The organism is Streptococcus mitis, assembly GCF_026782895.1.
Classification (GTDB): Bacteria; Bacillota; Bacilli; order Lactobacillales; family Streptococcaceae; genus Streptococcus; species Streptococcus mitis_CB.
The window spans coordinates 258449-277460 of the sequence record NZ_JAKUXJ010000004.1; the positions used below are offsets into that span (position 1 = coordinate 258449).

The 19012-nt window shown below is 41.4% G+C and carries 21 protein-coding genes and 1 other annotated feature; of the genes, 20 read left to right on the forward strand and 1 reads right to left on the reverse strand.

The window, feature by feature from the left end:
* The first annotated feature begins 95 nt into the window (after nt 1-95).
* The 10 genes from MK480_RS05460 to MK480_RS05505 all read left to right on the forward strand — a co-directional run bounded on the left by MK480_RS05460 (nt 96) and on the right by MK480_RS05505 (nt 9246).
* Entirely contained in the window at nt 96-665 is a 570-nt protein-coding gene (locus MK480_RS05460) for a GNAT family N-acetyltransferase (RefSeq protein WP_024057980.1), read from the forward strand.
* 65 nt (nt 666-730) lie between these two features.
* The gene (locus MK480_RS05465; RefSeq protein WP_024057981.1) at nt 731-1381 is read left to right on the forward strand and encodes a helix-hairpin-helix domain-containing protein; all 651 of its coding nucleotides are present in this window, start codon (nt 731-733) and stop codon (nt 1379-1381) included.
* On the forward strand, nt 1365-3605 hold the full coding sequence (locus MK480_RS05470) for a DNA internalization-related competence protein ComEC/Rec2 (protein ID WP_268707301.1): 2241 nt from the start codon (nt 1365-1367) through the stop codon (nt 3603-3605). Before MK480_RS05465 ends, MK480_RS05470 begins: the two co-directional genes overlap by 17 nt.
* 72 nt (nt 3606-3677) lie before the next feature.
* Nucleotides 3678-3809: a sequence feature (ribosomal protein L20 leader region), on the forward strand.
* 15 nt (nt 3810-3824) lie between these two features.
* On the forward strand, nt 3825-4355 hold the full coding sequence (infC, locus tag MK480_RS05475; protein WP_000848180.1) for a translation initiation factor IF-3: 531 nt from the start codon (nt 3825-3827) through the stop codon (nt 4353-4355).
* A 32-nt stretch (nt 4356-4387) separates the two neighbouring features.
* Nucleotides 4388-4588 (forward strand): 50S ribosomal protein L35, encoded by a 201-nt coding sequence (rpmI, locus tag MK480_RS05480; protein WP_001125943.1) that lies wholly within the window; start codon nt 4388-4390, stop codon nt 4586-4588.
* Between the two features lie 51 nt (nt 4589-4639).
* Complete coding sequence (gene rplT / locus MK480_RS05485) at nt 4640-4999, forward strand: 50S ribosomal protein L20 (protein WP_000124834.1); 360 nt, start codon at nt 4640-4642, stop codon at nt 4997-4999.
* Nucleotides 5000-5057: 58 nt separating this feature from the next.
* Nucleotides 5058-5438, forward strand: coding sequence for a lactoylglutathione lyase (gene gloA / locus MK480_RS05490; RefSeq protein WP_000157153.1), 381 nt, complete (start codon nt 5058-5060; stop codon nt 5436-5438).
* A gap of 248 nt (nt 5439-5686) precedes the next feature.
* A complete protein-coding gene (locus MK480_RS05495; RefSeq protein WP_060628467.1) occupies nt 5687-6487 on the forward strand; it encodes a dihydroorotate dehydrogenase electron transfer subunit in 801 nt (266 codons plus the stop codon).
* Nucleotides 6450-7436 carry a dihydroorotate dehydrogenase gene (locus tag MK480_RS05500; protein WP_172672632.1) on the forward strand — a complete coding sequence of 329 codons (987 nt, stop codon included), beginning with the start codon at nt 6450-6452 and terminating at the stop codon, nt 7434-7436. Before MK480_RS05495 ends, MK480_RS05500 begins: the two co-directional genes overlap by 38 nt.
* A gap of 97 nt (nt 7437-7533) precedes the next feature.
* On the forward strand, nt 7534-9246 hold the full coding sequence (locus MK480_RS05505; protein WP_268707302.1) for a glucosaminidase domain-containing protein: 1713 nt from the start codon (nt 7534-7536) through the stop codon (nt 9244-9246).
* A 238-nt stretch (nt 9247-9484) separates the two neighbouring features.
* On the opposite strand, the gene pavA is transcribed toward MK480_RS05505, so the two are convergent.
* Nucleotides 9485-11140 carry an Rqc2 family fibronectin-binding protein PavA gene (gene pavA, locus MK480_RS05510; protein WP_261029210.1) on the reverse strand — a complete coding sequence of 552 codons (1656 nt, stop codon included), beginning with the start codon at nt 11138-11140 and terminating at the stop codon, nt 9485-9487.
* A 104-nt stretch (nt 11141-11244) separates the two neighbouring features.
* On the opposite strand from pavA, the gene ybeY reads away from it, so the two are divergent.
* The 10 genes from ybeY (at nt 11245) to smpB (ending at nt 19006) form a co-directional block, all read left to right on the forward strand.
* Nucleotides 11245-11742, forward strand: a complete 498-nt coding sequence (gene ybeY / locus MK480_RS05515) for an rRNA maturation RNase YbeY (RefSeq protein WP_000275156.1) — start codon at nt 11245-11247, stop codon at nt 11740-11742.
* Nucleotides 11723-12118 (forward strand): diacylglycerol kinase family protein, encoded by a 396-nt coding sequence (locus MK480_RS05520; protein WP_000378157.1) that lies wholly within the window; start codon nt 11723-11725, stop codon nt 12116-12118. The genes ybeY and MK480_RS05520 overlap by 20 nt, the downstream gene beginning before the upstream one ends.
* A 16-nt stretch (nt 12119-12134) precedes the next feature.
* Nucleotides 12135-13034 carry a GTPase Era gene (gene era / locus MK480_RS05525; RefSeq protein ID WP_049488721.1) on the forward strand — a complete coding sequence of 300 codons (900 nt, stop codon included), beginning with the start codon at nt 12135-12137 and terminating at the stop codon, nt 13032-13034.
* Between the two features lie 48 nt (nt 13035-13082).
* The gene (gene mutM / locus MK480_RS05530; protein ID WP_268707303.1) at nt 13083-13907 is read left to right on the forward strand and encodes a DNA-formamidopyrimidine glycosylase; all 825 of its coding nucleotides are present in this window, start codon (nt 13083-13085) and stop codon (nt 13905-13907) included.
* The gene (gene coaE, locus MK480_RS05535) at nt 13907-14512 is read left to right on the forward strand and encodes a dephospho-CoA kinase (RefSeq protein ID WP_084887811.1); all 606 of its coding nucleotides are present in this window, start codon (nt 13907-13909) and stop codon (nt 14510-14512) included. The genes mutM and coaE overlap by 1 nt, the downstream gene beginning before the upstream one ends.
* Complete coding sequence (locus MK480_RS05540) at nt 14499-15698, forward strand: multidrug efflux MFS transporter PmrA (protein ID WP_268707304.1); 1200 nt, start codon at nt 14499-14501, stop codon at nt 15696-15698. Before coaE ends, MK480_RS05540 begins: the two co-directional genes overlap by 14 nt.
* Nucleotides 15698-15847, forward strand: a complete 150-nt coding sequence (rpmG, locus tag MK480_RS05545) for a 50S ribosomal protein L33 (protein WP_001809104.1) — start codon at nt 15698-15700, stop codon at nt 15845-15847. The genes MK480_RS05540 and rpmG overlap by 1 nt, the downstream gene beginning before the upstream one ends.
* 39 nt (nt 15848-15886) lie before the next feature.
* Nucleotides 15887-16120, forward strand: coding sequence for a preprotein translocase subunit SecG (gene secG, locus MK480_RS05550; protein ID WP_000282517.1), 234 nt, complete (start codon nt 15887-15889; stop codon nt 16118-16120).
* A 101-nt stretch (nt 16121-16221) separates the two neighbouring features.
* Nucleotides 16222-18576, forward strand: a complete 2355-nt coding sequence (rnr, locus tag MK480_RS05555; RefSeq protein ID WP_268707305.1) for a ribonuclease R — start codon at nt 16222-16224, stop codon at nt 18574-18576.
* The gene (gene smpB / locus MK480_RS05560; protein ID WP_261029943.1) at nt 18539-19006 is read left to right on the forward strand and encodes an SsrA-binding protein SmpB; all 468 of its coding nucleotides are present in this window, start codon (nt 18539-18541) and stop codon (nt 19004-19006) included. The genes rnr and smpB overlap by 38 nt, the downstream gene beginning before the upstream one ends.
* Nucleotides 19007-19012 lie beyond the last annotated feature (6 nt).

Below are 19012 nucleotides of genomic sequence, written 5' to 3' on the forward strand. Positions count from 1 at the left end.
TTCTATATGAAACCGCTTTAAAAAGCAAGAAAAATTTGTTATCACTTCTTTTTTATGCTAGACTGGTAGAAAATATTTTTAAATGGAGGAGAAGTATGGAATCAATCTTTTTAAAACTAGCTCAGTATCTAATAGTGGAAACAGAGCGTTTATTGCTTAGACCTGTAACCTTGGATGATGCGGAAGAAATGTTTGAGTATGCCTCGGACAGAGAAAATACGCGTTACACTTTTCCAACAAATCAAAGCTTAGAAGAAACCAAGAACAACATCGCTCAGTTTTACTTGGCTAGTCCCTTGGGACGGTGGGGAATCGAACTAAAAAGCACTGGCCAGTTTATTGGAACCATTGACTTGCACAAGATTGACCACATTCTCAAAAAAGCAGCTATTGGCTACATTATCAATAAAAAGTATTGGAATCAAGGATTGACGACAGAAGCAAATCGGGCCGTGATTGAGCTGGCTTTTGAGAAGATTGGAATGAACAAGTTGACCGCCCTTCATGACAAAGACAATCCCGCATCAGGAAAGGTCATGGAGAAATCAGGTATGCGCTTTTCCCACGAAGAACCCTATGCCAGAATGGATAATAAAGAACCAGGTCGAATTATCACAAGGGTTCATTATGTCTTGACTAAGGAAGACTATTTTGCAAATAAGTAAGCAGTTGAAAATATTTTTCAGCTGTTTTTTCTTCCTCTTACGAATAATCTAAGAGAGGAGAAAATATGGAAGCAATTATCGAGAAAATCAAAGAGTATAAAATCATTGTCATCTGTGCTGGTTTGGGTTTGGCCTTGGGCGGATTTTTCTTGCTAAAACCATCTACACAAAAATCCGTCACAGAAACAAATTTACAGGCTGAAGTTGCAGCTGTTTCAAAGGATTCATCGTCTGAAAAAGAAGTCAAGAAGGAAGAAAAGGACGAATCTCTTGAACAAGATTTGATTACGGTAGATGTCAAAGGTGCTGTTAAATCGCCAGGGATTTATGATTTGCCAGTAGGTAGTCGGGTTCATGATGCCGTTCAGAAAGCTGGTGGATTGACAGAGGATGCAGATAGTAAGTCGCTCAATCTCGCTCAGAAAGTCAGTGACGAGGCTCTTGTCTATGTTCCAACTAAGGGAGAAGAAGCGGCTAGTCAGCAGACTGCCTCTGGAACGCCTCCTTCGACAAGTAAAGATAAGAAGGTCAACCTAAATAAAGCTAGTCTGGAAGAACTCAAGAAGGTCAAAGGCTTGGGAGGAAAACGAGCCCAGGATATTATCGATCATCGTGAGACAAATGGCAAATTCAAGTCAGTAGATGAATTAAAGAAGGTCTCTGGTATTGGCGCTAAGACCATAGAAAAGTTAAAAGACTATGTCACAGTGGATTAAGAATTTCCCTATCCCCCTAATCTATCTGAGCTTTTTATTACTCTGGCTTTACTACGCCATTTTTGGAGCGTCCTATCTCGCACTGCTAGGCTTTGTTTTTCTGCTAGTTTGTCTCTTTATTCAATTTCCTTGGAAATCAGCAGGCAGAGTTCTAGTGATTTGTGGAATCTTTGGTTTCTGGTTTCTGTTTCAAAATTGGCAACAGAGTCAAGCGAGTCAAAATTTGGCGGATTCTGTTGAAAGGGTACGGATTTTGCCTGATACTATTAAGGTTAATGGTGACAGTCTATCCTTTCGTGGCAAGTCTGATGGAAGTATTTTTCAAGTTTATTATAAACTCCAGACAGAGGAGGAGAAAGAGCAATTTCAAACCTTGACAGACCTTTATAATATAGAACTAGAAGGGAAGCTTTCGGAGCCAGAAGGGCAGAGAAATTTTGGTGGCTTTGACTACCAAGCTTATCTGAAGACTCAGGGAATTTACCAGACTCTCAATATCAAAAAAATCCAGTCACTTCAAAAGGTTGGCAGTTGGGATATAGGTGAAAACCTGTCCAGTTTACGTCGAAAGGCTGTAGTTTGGATTAAGACGCATTTTCCAGATCCTATGCGCAATTACATGACGGGGCTTCTATTAGGACATCTGGATACAGACTTTGAGGAGATGAATGAGCTTTATTCTAGTCTAGGAATTATCCACCTATTTGCCTTGTCGGGCATGCAGGTAGGCTTTTTCATGGATGGATTTAAGAAACTTCTCTTGCGATTGGGCTTGACCCAAGAAAAGTTGGAATGGCTGACCTATCCCTTTTCCCTTATCTATGCAGGTCTGACAGGATTTTCAGCTTCGGTCATTCGCAGTCTCTTGCAAAAGTTACTGGCTCAACATGGTGTTAAGGGCTTGGATAATTTTGCCTTGACGGTTCTTGTCCTCTTTATTATCATGCCCAACTTTTTCCTGACTGCAGGAGGAGTTTTGTCATGTGCTTATGCTTTTATCTTGACTATGACTAGCAAAGAAGATGAGGGGCTTAAGGCTATTGCTAGAGAAAGTCTAGTCATTTCCTTGGGCATACTACCTATTTTATCCTTCTATTTTGCAGAATTTCAGCCTTGGTCCATTCTTTTGACCTTTGTCTTTTCTTTTCTATTTGACTTGGTCTTCTTACCGCTCTTGTCTATCTTATTTGCCCTTTCCTTTCTCTATCCAGTCATTCAGCTTAATTTTATTTTTGAATGGTTAGAGGGCATTATTCGCCTGGTATCGCAGGTGGCAAGTAGGCCTCTAGTCTTTGGACAACCCAATGCATGGCTTTTAATTTTATTGTTAATTTCCTTGGCTTTAGTTTATGATTTGAGGAAAAACATTAAAAGGCTAACGGTATTGAGCTTATTGATTACAGGGCTCTTTCTCCTGACCAAGTATCCACTGGAAAATGAAATCACCATGCTGGATGTGGGGCAAGGCGAAAGTATTTTCTTACGGGATGTAACTGGTAAGACCATTCTCATAGATGTGGGAGGTAAGGCAGAGTCTGATAAGAAAATTGAAAAATGGCAAGAAAAGGCGACAACCAGCAATGCCCAGCGAACCTTGATACCCTATCTCAAAAATAGAGGAGTAGCCAAGATTGACCAGCTGATTTTGACAAATACGAACAAGGAACATGTTGGAGATTTGTTGGAGGTGACCAATGCTTTCCATGTAGGTGAAATTTTAGTGTCCAAAGGCAGTTTGAAACAGAAGGAATTTGTGGCAGAACTACAGGCTACTAAAACCAAGGTGCGTAGTGTGGCAGAAGGGGAAAATGTGCTAATTTTCGGAAGTCAGTTAGAAGTCCTATCTCCAAGGAAAATTGGAGATGGAGATCATGAAGATTCCCTGGTTTTGTATGGAAAGCTCTTGGATAAAAACTTTCTTTTCACAGGAAATTTGGAGGAGAAAGGAGAGAAGGACATGCTGAAGCAATATCCTGACCTAGAAGTGGATGTTTTGAAAGCTAGCCAACATGGCTCTAAAAAATCATTAAGTTCAGCCTTTCTAGAAAAACTCAAACCAGAGTTCACTCTCATTTCAGTTGGAAAGAATAATCGAACGAAACTCCCCCATCAGGAAACTTTGATACGACTGGAAACTATCAATAGCAAAGTTTACCGAACTGACCAGCAAGGAGCTATACGCTTTAAGGGGTGGAATAGTTGGAAAATCGAAACGGTTGGTTAATGAGCAGAAACTTTTCAAAAAAATAACTTTTTATCTTGACAAGAGCTAGAAAACTTGGTATCATATAAAAGTTGAGAAAAGCAGAAGTGAGAGCTTCTCGCCTTGTGACATTAAGTTGCCTGGCCCTACGGATGAAAAGTTTCTAAGAAACGCTATCATAACGTGCGGGCTTGTATATTTACGAGTCCGCTATTGTTTTTCTCTAATAAAACAAAAGAGGTGAAAACCATAGCAAAGCAAGACTTATTCATCAATGATGAGATTCGTGTACGTGAAGTTCGCTTGATTGGTCTTGAAGGAGAACAGCTAGGCATTAAGCCACTCAGTGAAGCGCAAGCTTTGGCTGATAACGCTAATGTTGACCTAGTATTGATTCAACCCCAAGCCAAACCGCCTGTTGCAAAAATTATGGACTACGGTAAGTTCAAATTTGAGTACCAGAAGAAGCAAAAAGAACAACGTAAAAAACAAAGTGTTGTTACTGTGAAAGAAGTTCGTCTAAGTCCAACTATTGACAAGGGTGACTTTGATACAAAACTTCGCAATGCACGCAAATTCCTTGAAAAAGGAAATAAAGTTAAGGTATCTATTCGCTTTAAGGGTCGTATGATTACCCATAAAGAGATTGGTGCAAAAGTTTTAGCCGAGTTTGCTGAAGCAACTCAAGATATTGCCATCATCGAACAACGTGCTAAAATGGATGGACGTCAAATGTTCATGCAATTGGCGCCAGCGACTGACAAAAAATAATTGTCAGAAAGTTAAATAAAGGAGAAAAAATCATGCCAAAACAAAAAACACACCGCGCATCAGCTAAACGTTTCAAACGTACAGGTTCTGGTGGACTTAAACGTTTCCGTGCTTACACTTCTCACCGTTTCCACGGAAAAACTAAGAAACAACGTCGTCATCTTCGTAAAGCATCTATGGTGCATTCAGGAGATTACAAACGTATCAAAGCAATGCTTACTCGCTTGAAATAATAGCTTGACTGTAAGTAAACAATTCTAGGAAATATTTGGAGGAAATAAAACATGGCACGTGTTAAAGGTGGCGTTGTATCACGTAAACGTCGTAAACGTATTCTTAAATTAGCAAAAGGTTACTATGGAGCTAAACACATCTTGTTCCGTACTGCAAAAGAACAAGTAATGAACTCTTACTACTATGCATACCGTGACCGTCGTCAGAAAAAACGTGACTTCCGCAAATTGTGGATCACTCGTATCAACGCGGCAGCTCGTATGAACGGACTTTCATACTCACAATTGATGCATGGTTTGAAATTGGCTGAGATCGAAGTTAACCGTAAAATGCTTGCTGACTTGGCTGTTAACGATGCAGCAGCTTTCACAGCTCTTGCAGATGCAGCTAAAGCAAAACTTGGTAAATAATAACAGATAAGACTGGAACAGGATTGTCCCAGTCTTTTTAAAAATAAAGGAGAAAAATATGGCTTCAAAAATGCTACATACTTGCTTGCGAGTAGAAAATCTTGAAAAATCAATCGCATTTTATCAAGATGCTTTTGGATTTAAAGAATTGCGTCGCAGAGATTTTCCAGACCATGCCTTCACGATTGTCTATCTAGGTCTTGAGGGTGATGACTATGAGTTGGAGTTGACTTATAACTACGATCATGGTCCTTATGTGGTTGGAGATGGATTTGCCCATATCGCCCTAAGTACACCTGATCTTGAGGCGCTTCATCAAGAGCACAGTGCCAAAGGTTATGAAGTTACTGAGCCAAATGGCCTACCAGGAACTGCGCCTAACTATTACTTTGTCAAAGACCCTGATGGCTACAAGGTCGAAGTCATTCGTGAAAAATAATCTCGTGAGGTTAAGTAGAATGTTCGTTTTCTACTTGACTTTTTTTAGCTGAAAGAGTATACTAGTAAAAATTTAACCTTTAAGGGGAGTCCAGAGAGACTCACAAGGTGTCAGATAAAAGAATAGTACAATTTTCTAGAGGAGACTTTTTGAGTGTGCTCTCTTCTGTTGTACAATTTTAACTGAGGCCTTGCACTAGCAAGGTCTTTTCTTTATCTGGTCCCCTTAAAATTTAAGGAGGAGAAGTCATGAATCCCACATGTAAGAAACGTTTGGGTGCAATTCGTTTGGAAACCATGAAGGTGGTAGCACAGGAGGAAATCGCGCCAGCAATCTTTGAATTAGTCCTAGAAGGGGAAATGGTTGAAGCTATGCGAGCAGGCCAATTCCTTCATCTGCGTGTGCCTGATGATGCCCATCTTTTGCGTCGTCCTATTTCAATTTCGTCTATTGATAAGGCAAATAAGCAGTGTCATCTTATTTATCGGATTGAGGGAACTGGGACAGCTATTTTTTCAACCTTAAGTCAGGGAGATACTCTTGATGTGATGGGTCCTCAGGGAAATGGTTTTGACTTGTCTGACCTAGATGAGCAGAGCCAGGTTCTCTTAGTTGGAGGTGGGATTGGTGTACCTCCTTTGCTTGAGGTGGCCAAGGAATTACATGCGCGTGGTGTGAAAGTAGTGACAGTCCTTGGTTTTGCTAACAAGGATGCTGTTATCCTTGAAAAGGAATTGGCCCAATATGGTCAGGTTTTTGTAACGACAGATGATGGTTCATATGGCATTAAAGGAAATGTGTCTGTTGTCATCAATGACTTAGACAGTCAGTTTGATGCTGTTTATTCATGTGGGGCGCCTGGCATGATGAAGTATATCAATCAAAACTTTTATGACCACCCAAGAGCCTATCTATCTCTGGAATCTCGTATGGCTTGTGGGATGGGGGCTTGCTATGCCTGTGTCCTAAAAGTGCCAGAAAGCGAGACGGTCAGCCAACGCGTCTGTGAAGATGGTCCTGTTTTCCGAACAGGAACTGTTGTATTATAAGGAGAAAATCATGACTACAAATCGTTTACAAGTTTCTCTACCTGGTTTGGATTTGAAAAATCCGATCATTCCAGCATCAGGCTGTTTTGGTTTTGGACAAGAGTATGCCAAGTACTATGATTTAGACCTTTTAGGTTCTATTATGATCAAGGCGACAACACTTGAACCACGTTTTGGCAATCCAACTCCAAGGGTGGCAGAAACTCCCGCTGGTATGCTCAATGCAATCGGTTTGCAAAATCCGGGTTTGGAAGTTGTTTTGGCCGAAAAGCTAACTTGGCTGGAAAGAGAATATCCAAATCTTCCTATTATTGCCAATGTAGCTGGTTTTTCAAAACAAGAGTATGCTGCTGTTTCTCGAGGAATTTCCAAGGCAGCTAATGTAAAGGCTATTGAGCTCAATATTTCTTGCCCCAATGTTGACCACTGTAATCACGGTCTTTTGATTGGTCAAGATCCAGATTTAGCTTATGATGTGGTGAAAGCGGCTGTGGAAGCCTCTGATGTGCCAGTTTATGTCAAACTGACTCCTAGTGTGACGGATATTGTCACAGTCGCAAAAGCTGCAGAAGATGCGGGGGCAAGTGGCTTGACCATGATCAATACTCTAGTTGGTATGCGCTTTGACCTAAAAACCAGAAAACCAATCTTGGCCAATGGAACAGGTGGAATGTCTGGTCCAGCAGTCTTTCCAGTAGCCCTCAAACTCATCCGCCAAGTAGCCCAAACAACAGACCTGCCTATTATTGGAATGGGAGGAGTGGATTCGGCAGAAACTGCCCTAGAAATGTACCTGGCTGGAGCCTCTGCTATCGGAGTTGGAACAGCCAACTTTACCAATCCTTATGCCTGTCCTGATATCATCGAAAATCTACCAAAGGTTATGGACAAATACGGCATTAGTAGTCTGGAAAATCTCCGCAAGGAAGTAAAAGAGTCTCTGAGATAAACTGCAATCAATCTGTTCTTGATTTTTCATCAGTTTGTAATATTGATTATAGAGAATTTTGATACAATAAAATGGAAAGAACAGAGGAAGAAAGTTTATGAAGAAATTGAGATTTGTTTTTTTAGCTCTGCTATTTTTCTTAGCCAGACCAGAGAGTGCAATGGCTAGTGATGGTACTTGGCAAGGAAAACAATACCTGAAAGCAGATGGGAGTCAAGCAGCTAATGAGTGGATTTTTGATGCTCACTATCAATCTTGGTTTTATATAAAAGAAGATGCCAACTATGCTGAAAATGAATGGCTAAAGCAAGGTGACGACTATTTTTACCTCAAATCTGGTGGCTATATGGCCAAGTCAGAATGGATAGAAGACAAGGGAGTCCTCTATTATCTTGACCAAGATGGAAAGATGAAAAGAAATGCGTGGGTAGGAACTTCCTATGTTGGTGCAACAGGTGCCAAAGTAATAGAAGACTGGGTCTATGATTCTCAATACGACGCTTGGTTTTATATCAAAGCAGATGGACAACACGCAGAGAAAGAATGGCTCCAAATTAAGGGCAAGGACTATTATTTCAAATCCGGTGGTTATTTACTGACAAGTCAGTGGATTGAACAGGCTTATGTGAGTGCTAGTGGCGCTAAAGTACAGCAAGGTTGGCTTTTTGACAAACAATACCAATCTTGGTTTTACATTAAAGAAACTGGAAATCATGCTGATAAAGAATGGATTTTCGAAAATGGTCACTATTATTATCTAAAATCCGGTGGCTATATGGCAGCCAATGAATGGATTTTGGATAAGGAGTCATGGTTTTATCTAAAATCTGATGGCAAAATGGCTGAGAAAGAATGGGTCTATGATTCTCATAGTCAAGCCTGGTACTACTTCAAATCTGGTGGTTACATGGCAAAAAATGAGACTATTGATGGTCATCAGCTAGGAAGCGATGGAAAGTGGCTTGTAGAAAAAGCAACAAACGAAAATGCTGCTTATTATCAAGTAGTGCCTGTCACAGCAAATATTTATAATGCAGATGGTGAAAAGCTGTCCTATATATCGCAAGGTAGTGTTGTCTGGCTAGATAAGGATAGAAAAAGTGATGACAAGCGCCTGGCTATTACTATTTCTGGTTTGTCAGGCTATATGAAAACAGAAGATTTACAAGCACTAGATGCCAGCAAGGATTTTATCCCTTATTATGAGAGTGATGGACACCGTTTTTATCACTATGTGGCTCAGAATGCTAGTATCCCAGTAGCTGCTCATCTTTCTGATATGGAAGTAGGCAAGAAATATTATTCGGCAGATGGGTTGCATTTTGATGGTTTTAACCTTGAAAATCCCTTCCTTTTTAAAGATTTGACAGAGGCTACAAACTATAGTGCTGAAGACTTGGATAAGGTATTTAGTCTGCTAAATATTAATAATAGCCTCCTGGAAAATAAGGGAGCTACCTTTAAGGAAGCCGAAGAACATTACCATATCAATGCCCTCTATCTCCTTGCTCATAGTGCCTTAGAAAGCGACTGGGGAAGAAGTAAGATTGCCAAAGATAAGAATAATTTCTTTGGAATTACAGCCTATGATACGACCCCGTACCTTTCTGCCAAGACATTTGATGATGTGGATAAAGGTATTTTAGGAGCAACCAAGTGGATTAAGGAAAATTATATCGATAGGGGCAGAACTTTCCTTGGAAACAAGGCGTCTGGTATGAATGTGGAATATGCGTCAGACCCTTATTGGGGTGAAAAAATTGCTAGTGTGATGATGAAAATCAATGAGAAGCTAGGTGGTAAAGATTAGTCCTATAATTGGATATGATTTGAGTGAATAGTATGTTAATACTCTTCGAAAATCTCTTCAAACCACGTCAGCGTCGCTTTGGATGATGTATGTGACTGACTTTGTCAGTCTTATCTACAACCTCAAAGCAGTGCTTTGAGCAACCTGCGGCTAGCTTCCTAGTTTGCTCTTTGATTTTCATTGAGTATGAATATGATTTGAGTGAATAGTAAGTTAAAAATCCTGATTTCAAGTAAAATCAGGATTTTTTCATGGATGCAATTTTTTCTGGGTCTGGTGTGACGCGGAGGGTCTTTTGTCCTGTGTAAGTGACAAAGCCGGGTTTGCCACCAGTTGGTTTGTTGAGTTTCTTGACTTCAATCATATCCACCTGCACCAGATTTGACAGGCGACCTTGAGAGAAGTAGGCAGCTAGCTCTGCCGCGTCTGTCTTGACTTCATCAGATGGGTCTAGATTTCCTGAGATGACAACATGGCTTCCAGGAATATCCTTGGCATGGAACCAAAGTTCCTCCTTGCGGGCCATTTTAAAGGTTAGCTCCTCATTTTGCAGGTTGTTTCGGCCAACATAGATGATGGTTTTGCCATCGCTTGCTAGATATTGTTCTGGTTTTTTGCGTTTCTGGATTTTCTCCCGTTGTCTTCTACGGATAAAGCCAGTTTGAATCAATTCTTCACGAATTTCAGCGATTTCTTCCAGCCCAGCTTGGTTGAGAACAGTTTCCACACTTTCCAGATAGAGAATGGTTGCCTTTGTTTCTTCAATCAGATCAGTCAAGTATTTGACAGCTTCTTTGAGTTTCTGATACCGTTTAAAATAGCGTTGGGCATTCTGGTTGGGAGTCAAGGCCTTATCAAGCGCAATCGTGATAGGTAGGTTGGTATAGTAGTTGTCTAGGATAACCTTGTCTTGGTCGTTAGGCACTTGATGGAGGAAGGTTGTTAGCAATTCCCCTTTTTGGCGAAATTCTTCAGCATTGTCTGTCGCTAGTAACTCTTTTTCTTGTTTTTTTAGCTTATGTCGATTTTTCTGAAGTTCATTTTCAACACGACGAATCAGTTCGCTGGCTTGCTGTTTGACACGGTCGCGCTCAGCCTTGTCCTTATAGTAGGTGTCCAACAAATCCGAAAGGTTGGCAAAAGGCTCTTCCACTTGATTTGCAAAAGGAACTGGACTGAAGGAAGTCTCAGTCAAGAATGGCTTGGTTTCTTGATGGAAAAAGTTTCGGAAAGTGGCTAGTTTATCACTAACCAGAATCTTTTCCAATTCATTTGCCGTATCACGTCCCAGACCTTGAAAGAGGCTTTGAAGATTTTTAGCTGTCGTTTCCTGTGTTTGCAGGATTTCAAAGAGTTTCTCGTCCTTGATTGTAAAAGGATTGAGAGATTCCGTACTTGGCGGAGCGATATAGGTCGATCCAGGAAGTAAGGTACGGTAGCTATTTTGTGAAAAGCCGACGTGTTTGATAACTTCGAGGATTTTATGACTGCTTTTATCAACCAGTAGAATATTACTGTGTTTCCCCATAATTTCGATAATCAAGGTAGCCTGGATATGGTCTCCAATCTCGTTTTTATTGGAAACTGTCATTTCCACAATACGGTCATTTTCCACTTGCTCAATCGACTCAATCAGGGCACCCTGCAAATATTTTCTTAAAACCATGATAAAGGTAGAAGGTTGGGATGGATTTTCAAAAGTCGTTTGGGTCAGCTGAATGCGTCCAAAAACTGGATGGGCAGAAAGGAGCAGGCGATGGCTTTGGCGATTGCTGCGGATTTGCAAGACCAACTCTTGTTCAAAAGGTTGATTGATTTTCTGGATGCGACCGTTCACTAACTCTCTTCGCAATTCCTCAACCATGTGGTGTAAAAAAAATCCGTCAAATGACATCGTTCTCTCCTTGTGATTGTATTCCATAGTATTATATCAAAAAGGTAGAATAAAATCATGGAAATGTGGTATAATAAAGCCAAGTAAAGAGAAACGAGAAGCACATGTATATTGAAATGGTAGATGAAACTGGTCAAGTTTCAAAAGAAATGTTGCAACAAACCCAAGAAATTTTGGAATTTGCAGCCCAAAAATTAGGAAAAGAAGACAAGGAGATGGCAGTTACCTTTGTGACCAATGAGCGTAGTCATGAACTCAATCTGGAGTACCGTGACACAGACCGTCCGACAGATGTTATCAGCCTTGAATACAAGCCAGAGTTGGAAATTGCCTTTGACGAAGAGGATTTGCTTGAAAATCCGGAATTGGCAGAGATGATGTCTGAGTTTGATGCCTATATTGGGGAATTGTTCATCTCTATTGATAAGGCTCATGAGCAGGCTGAGGAATATGGCCACAGCTTTGAGCGTGAGATGGGTTTCTTGGCAGTACACGGCTTTTTACATATCAACGGCTATGATCACTACACTCCAGAAGAAGAAGCGGAGATGTTCGGTTTACAAGAAGAAATTTTGACAGCCTATGGACTCACAAGACAATAAACGAAAATGGAAAAATCGTGACCTGATATCCAGTTTAGAATTTGCCATTACAGGAATTTTTACTGCTATCAAGGAAGAACGCAATATGCGAAAACATGCAGTGACGGCTCTAGTGGTCATTCTTGCAGGTTTTGTTTTTCAGGTGTCACGAATCGAATGGCTCTTTCTCCTATTGAGCATTTTCTTGGTAGTAGCTTTTGAAATTATTAACTCTGCTATTGAAAATGTGGTGGATTTGGCCAGTCACTATCACTTTTCCATGCTGGCTAAAAATGCCAAGGATATGGCGGCTGGCGCGGTATTAGTGGTCTCTCTTTTCGCAGCCTTAACAGGCGCATTGATTTTTCTCCCACGAATCTGGGATTTATTATTTTAAACAGTAAGAGGAAATTATGACTTTTAAATCAGGCTTTGTAGCCATTTTAGGACGTCCCAATGTTGGGAAGTCAACCTTTTTAAATCACGTTATGGGGCAAAAGATTGCCATCATGAGTGATAAGGCGCAGACAACGCGCAACAAAATTATGGGAATTTACACGACTGATAAGGAGCAAATTGTCTTTATCGACACACCAGGGATTCACAAACCTAAAACTGCCCTTGGAGATTTCATGGTTGAATCCGCCTACAGCACCCTTCGTGAAGTGGATACTGTTCTTTTTATGGTGCCTGCTGATGAAGCGCGTGGTAAGGGAGATGATATGATTATCGAGCGCCTTAAGGCTGCCAAGGTTCCTGTGATTTTGGTGGTGAATAAGATCGATAAGGTTCATCCAGACCAGCTTTTGTCTCAGATTGATGATTTTCGTAATCAAATGGACTTTAAGGAAATCGTTCCAATCTCAGCTCTTCAGGGAAATAATGTCTCACGTTTAGTTGATATTTTGAGTGAAAATCTGGACGAAGGTTACCAGTATTTCCCGTCTGATCAAATCACAGACCATCCAGAACGTTTCTTGGTTTCAGAAATGGTTCGCGAGAAAGTCTTGCACTTAACTCGTGAAGAGATTCCGCACTCTGTTGCAGTAGTTGTGGATTCTATGAAACGAGATGAAGAGACAGACAAGGTTCACATCCGTGCAACCATCATGGTCGAGCGAGATAGCCAAAAAGGGATTATCATCGGTAAAGGTGGCGCTATGCTTAAGAAAATCGGTAGCATGGCCCGTCGTGATATTGAACTCATGCTAGGAGATAAGGTCTTCCTAGAAACCTGGGTCAAGGTCAAGAAAAATTGGCGCGATAAAAAGCTAGATTTGGCTGACTTTGGCTATAATGAAAAAGAATACTAAGTAGAGGTGGGCTCATGCCTGCTTCTTGTTTTTACAGAAGGAGGACTTATGCCTGAATTACCAGAGGTTGAAACGGTTCGTCGTGGCTTAGAAAAATTGATTTTGGGAAAGAAGATTTCGAGTGTAGAAATTCGCTATCCCAAGATGATTAAGACGGATTTGGACGAATTTCAAAAGGAAGTGCCTGGTCAGATTATTGAGTCAATGGAACGTCGGGGCAAATATTTGCTTTTTTACCTGACAGACAAGGTCTTGATTTCCCATTTGCGGATGGAGGGCAAGTATTTTTACTATCCGGACCAAGTACCTGAACGCAAGCATGCCCATGTTTTTTTTCAGTTTGAAGATGGTGGCACGCTTGTTTATGAGGATGTACGCAAGTTTGGAACCATGGAACTCTTGGCTCCGGACCTTTTAGACGCTTACTTTATTTCTAAAAAATTAGGTCCTGAACCAAGCGAACAAGACTTTGATGTGCAGGTCTTTCAAGCTGCCCTAGCCAAGTCCAAAAAGCCTATCAAATCCCATCTCCTAGACCAGACTTTGGTAGCTGGACTTGGCAATATCTATGTTGATGAGGTTCTCTGGCGAGCTCAGGTTCATCCGGCTAGACCTTCCCAGACTTTGACAGCAGCAAAAGCGACAGCTATTCATGACCAGACCATTGCTGTATTGGGACAGGCTGTTGAAAAAGGTGGTTCCACCATTCGGACCTATACCAATGCCTTTGGAGAAGATGGAACCATGCAGGATTTTCACCAAGTCTATGACAAGGCTGGTCAAGAATGTGTACGTTGTGGTACCATCATTGAGAAAATCCAACTAGGCGGACGAGGAACTCACTTTTGTCCTCAGTGCCAAAGGAGGGGCTGATGGGAAAAATCATTGGAATCACTGGGGGAATTGCCTCTGGTAAGTCAACCGTGACAAATTTTCTAAGAAAGCAAGGCTTTCAAGTAGTGGATGCCGACGCTCTTGTTCATCAACTACAGAAACCTGGTGGTCGTCTGTTTGAGGCTCTAGTACAGCACTTTGGGCAAGAAATTATATTAGAAAACGGAGAACTCAATCGCCCTATCCTAGCTAGTCTTATCTTTTCAAATCCTGAAGAGCGAGAATGGTCTAGGATAACTCAAGGAGAGATTATCCGTGAGGAACTAGCTACGTTGAGAGACCAGTTGGCTCAGACAGAAGAGATTTTCTTCATGGATATTCCCTTGCTTTTTGAACAAGACTATGCCTCTTGGTTTGATGAGACTTGGTTGGTCTATGTGGACCGAGATATCCAAGTGGAACGCTTAATGAAAAGGGACCGCTTGTCCAAAGATGAAGCCGAGTTTCGTCTGGCAGCCCAGTGGCCTTTAGAGAAAAAGAAAGATTTGGCCAGCCATGTTTTAAACAACAATGGCAATCAGGACCAGCTTCTTACTCAGGTGTTCTCCCTGCTTGAGGGAGGTAGCGAAGATGACAGAGATTAACTGGAAGGATAATCTGCGCATTGCCTGGTTTGGTAATTTTCTGACAGGAGCCAGTATTTCTTTGGTTGTGCCTTTTATGCCCATCTTTGTGGAAAATCTAGGTGTAGGAAGTGATCAAGCTGCTTTTTATGCAGGTTTAGCTATTTCTGTCTCTGCCATTTCTGCAGCACTTTTCTCTCCTATCTGGGGCATCCTTGCTGACAAATACGGTCGAAAGCCCATGATGATTCGGGCTGGCCTTGCCATGACTATCACTATGGGAGGTTTGGCCTTTGTGCCAAATATCTATTGGTTGATTTTTCTTCGTTTACTAAATGGTGTATTTGCGGGATTTGTTCCTAATGCCACAGCCTTGATAGCCAGTCAGGTTCCCAAGGAGAAATCAGGCTCTGCCTTAGGCACTTTGTCTACAGGTGTAGTTGCAGGTACTCTAACTGGTCCCTTTATTGGTGGCTTTATCGCAGAATTATTTGGAATTCGTACGGTTTTCTTACTGGTTGGTAGTTTTCTGTTTTTAGCTGCTATTTTGACTATTTGCTTTATCAAGGAAGAGTTTCAACCAGTAGCCAAGGAAAAGGCCATCCCAACAAAGGAATTATTTACATCAGTTAAATATCCCTATCTCTTGGTCAACCTCTTTCTGACCAGTTTTGTCATCCAATTTTCAGCCCAATCAATCGGCCCTATCTTAGCTCTGTATGTACGCGAATTAGGCCAAACAGAGAATCTTCTTTTTGTCTCTGGTTTGATTGTGTCCAGTATGGGCTTTTCCAGCATGATAAGTGCAGGAGTCATGGGCAAGTTAGGTGACAAGGTGGGCAATCATCGTCTCTTGGTTGTAGCCCAGTTTTATTCAGTTATCATCTATCTTCTCTGTGCTAATGCTTCTAGCCCCCTTCAACTAGGCCTCTATCGTTTCCTCTTTGGATTGGGAACCGGTGCCTTGATTCCCGGAGTTAATGCCCTTCTCAGCAAGATAACGCCCAAAGCTGGTATTTCGAGGGTCTTTGCCTTCAATCAGGTATTCTTTTATCTGGGAGGTGTCGTTGGGCCTATGGCAGGTTCTGCAGTAGCAGGTCAATTTGGCTACCATGCAGTCTTTTATGCGACAAGCCTTTGTGTTGCCTTTAGTTGTCTCTTTAACCTGCTTCAATTTCGAACATTATTAAAAGTAAAGGAAATCTAGTGCGAGTAAAAATTAATCTCAAATGCTCCTCTTGTGGCAGTATCAATTACCTAACTAGTAAAAATTCAAAAACCCATCCAGACAAGATTGAGGTTTTAAAGTATTGTCCCAAGGAAAGAAAAGTAACCCTACATCTTGAATCTAAGTAGATTTTATGGTAAAATAATAGGGATTTTAAGGAGTTTGATATGTATAACCTATTATTAACCATTTTATTAGTATTATCTGTTGTGATTGTGATTGCGATTTTCATGCAACCAACCAAAAACCAATCCAGCAATGTATTTGATGCCAGCTCAGGTGATTTGTTTGAACGCAGTAAAGCACGCGGTTTTGAAGCTGTAATGCAGCGTTTGACAGGGATTTTAGTCTTTTTCTGGCTAGCCATTGCCTTAGCATTGACGGTATTATCAAGTAGATAAGAAAATAATGGGCAGGACTAGGTCTTTGCCTCTTTTTATTTTTAAAGGATGTTTAAGAAGGTTTTACAGTAAAAGAAAATTAAAAAATCTAGAAAGAAAATATGAAAGATAGAATAAAAGAATATTTACAAGATAAGGGAAAGGTAACTGTCAATGACTTGGCTCAGGCTTTGGAAAAAGATGGGTCCAAGGATTTTCGTGAGTTGATTAAAACCTTGTCCTTAATGGAAAGAAAGCATCAGATACGCTTTGAGGAAGATGGAAGTCTGACTTTGGAAGTCAAGAAAAAACATGAGATTACCCTCAAGGGGATTTTTCATGCCCATAAAAATGGCTTTGGCTTTGTTAGTATGGAAGGCGAGGAGGACGACCTTTTTGTAGGAAAAAACGATGTCAACTATGCTATTGATGGTGATACCGTTGAGGTCATCATCAAGAAAGTCGCTGACCGCAACAAGGGAACAGCTGCCGAAGCCAAAATTATTGATATCTTAGAACACAGTTTGACAACTGTTGTCGGACAAATCGTTCTAGATCAGGAAAAACCTAAGTATGCCGGTTATATCCGTTCGAAAAATCAGAAAATCAGTCAACCGATTTATGTGAAGAAACCAGCCCTTAAACTAGAGGGAACAGAAGTTCTCAAGGTCTTTATCGATAAATACCCAAGCAAGAAACATGATTTCTTTGTCGCTAGTGTCCTCGATGTGGTGGGGCATTCAACGGATGTCGGAATTGATGTTCTTGAGGTTTTGGAGTCTATGGACATTGTCTCAGAATTTCCAGAGACTGTTGTTAAGGAAGCAGAAAGTGTGCCTGATGCTCCGTCTCAAAAGGATATGGAAGGCCGTCTGGATTTGAGAGATGAGATTACCTTTACCATTGACGGTGCGGATGCCAAGGACTTGGACGATGCGGTGCATATCAAGGCCTTGAAAAATGGCAATCTGGAGCTTGGTGTTCACATCGCAGATGTTTCTTACTATGTGACCGAGGGTTCTGCCCTTGATAAGGAAGCCCTTAACCGCGCGACTTCTGTCTATGTGACAGACCGAGTGGTGCCAATGCTTCCAGAACGACTGTCAAATGGCATCTGTTCCCTCAATCCCCAAGTTGACCGCCTGACCCAGTCTGCTATTATGGAGATTGATAAACATGGTCGTGTGGTCAACTACACTATCACACAAACAGTTATCAAGACAAGCTATCGGATGACCTATAGTGATGTCAATGACATCTTAGCTGGCGATGAGGAAAAGAGACAAGAATATCAGAAAATTGTTCCAAGTATCGAACTCATGGCCAAGCTTCATGAAACTTTAGAAAACATGCGTATGAAACGTGGTGCTCTCAATTTCGATACCAATGAAGCTAAGATTTTAGTGGATAAGCAAGGTAAGCCTGTTGATATCGTTCTTCGTCAGCGTGGTGTTGCCGAGCGCATGATTGAGTCCTTTATGCTGATGGCCAACGAAACAGTTGCCGAGCATTTCAGCAAGCTGGATTTGCCTTTCATTTATCGTATCCATGAGGAGCCTAAGGCTGAAAAGGTTCAGAAGTTTATTGATTATGCTTCAAGTTTTGGCTTGCAAATTTACGGGACTGCCAGTGAGATTAGTCAGGAGACTCTTCAAGACATCATGCGTACTGTTGAGGGAGAACCATATGCAGATGTATTGTCCATGATGCTTCTTCGCTCTATGCAGCAGGCTCGTTATTCGGAGCACAATCACGGCCACTATGGACTAGCTGCTGACTATTATACTCACTTTACCAGTCCGATTCGTCGTTATCCAGACCTTCTTGTTCACCGTATGATTCGGGATTACGGCCGTTCTAAGGAAATAGCAGAGCATTTTGAGCAAGTGATTCCAGAGATTGCGACCCAGTCTTCCAACCGTGAGCGTCGTGCTATCGAGGCTGAGCGTGAAGTCGAAGCCATGAAAAAGGCTGAGTATATGGAAGAATACGTGGGTGAAGAGTACGATGCGGTTGTGTCCAGCATTGTCAAGTTTGGTCTCTTTGTCGAATTGCCGAACACAGTTGAAGGCTTGATTCACATCACGAATCTACCTGAATTTTATCATTTCAATGAACGTGATTTGACCCTGCGTGGGGAGAAATCGGGTACAACCTTCCGTGTAGGTCAGCAAATCCGTATCCGAGTTGAAAGAGCCGACAAGATGACGGGTGAAATTGACTTCTCTTACATCCCAAGTGAGTTTGATGTGATTGAAAAAGGCTTGAAACAAGCTGGTCGCAAAGACAGAGGACGTGGTTCAAATCGTCGTTCAGATATGAAGGAAGATAAGAGAAAATCAGGACGCTCAAATGAGAAGCGCAAGCATTCACAAAAAGACAAGAAGAAAAAAGGAAAGAAACCTTTTTACAAGGAAGTAGCTAAGAAAGGAGCCAAGCATGGCAAAGGGCGAGGGAAAGGTCGTCGCACAAAATAAAAAGGCGCGCCACGACTATACTATCGTAGATACGATAGAGGCAGGGATGGTCCTGACAGGAACTGAAATCAAGAGTGTACGAGCAGCTCGAATCAATCTCAAGGATGGCTTTGCCCAAGTAAAAAATGGAGAAGTCTGGTTGAGCAATGTTCATATCGCTCCTTACGAAGAGGGCAATATCTGGAACCAAGAACCAGAACGTCGTCGAAAACTCCTGCTCCATAAGAAGCAAATCCAAAAATTAGAACAGGAGACTAAAGGAACAGGTATGACCCTGGTTCCCCTTAAGGTCTATATCAAAGATGGATATGCTAAGCTTCTTTTAGGACTTGCCAAAGGAAAGCATGACTATGATAAACGTGAGTCTATCAAACGACGTGAACAGAATCGCGATATTGCGCGCGTGATGAAAGCAGTCAACCAGCGATAAAAGAGG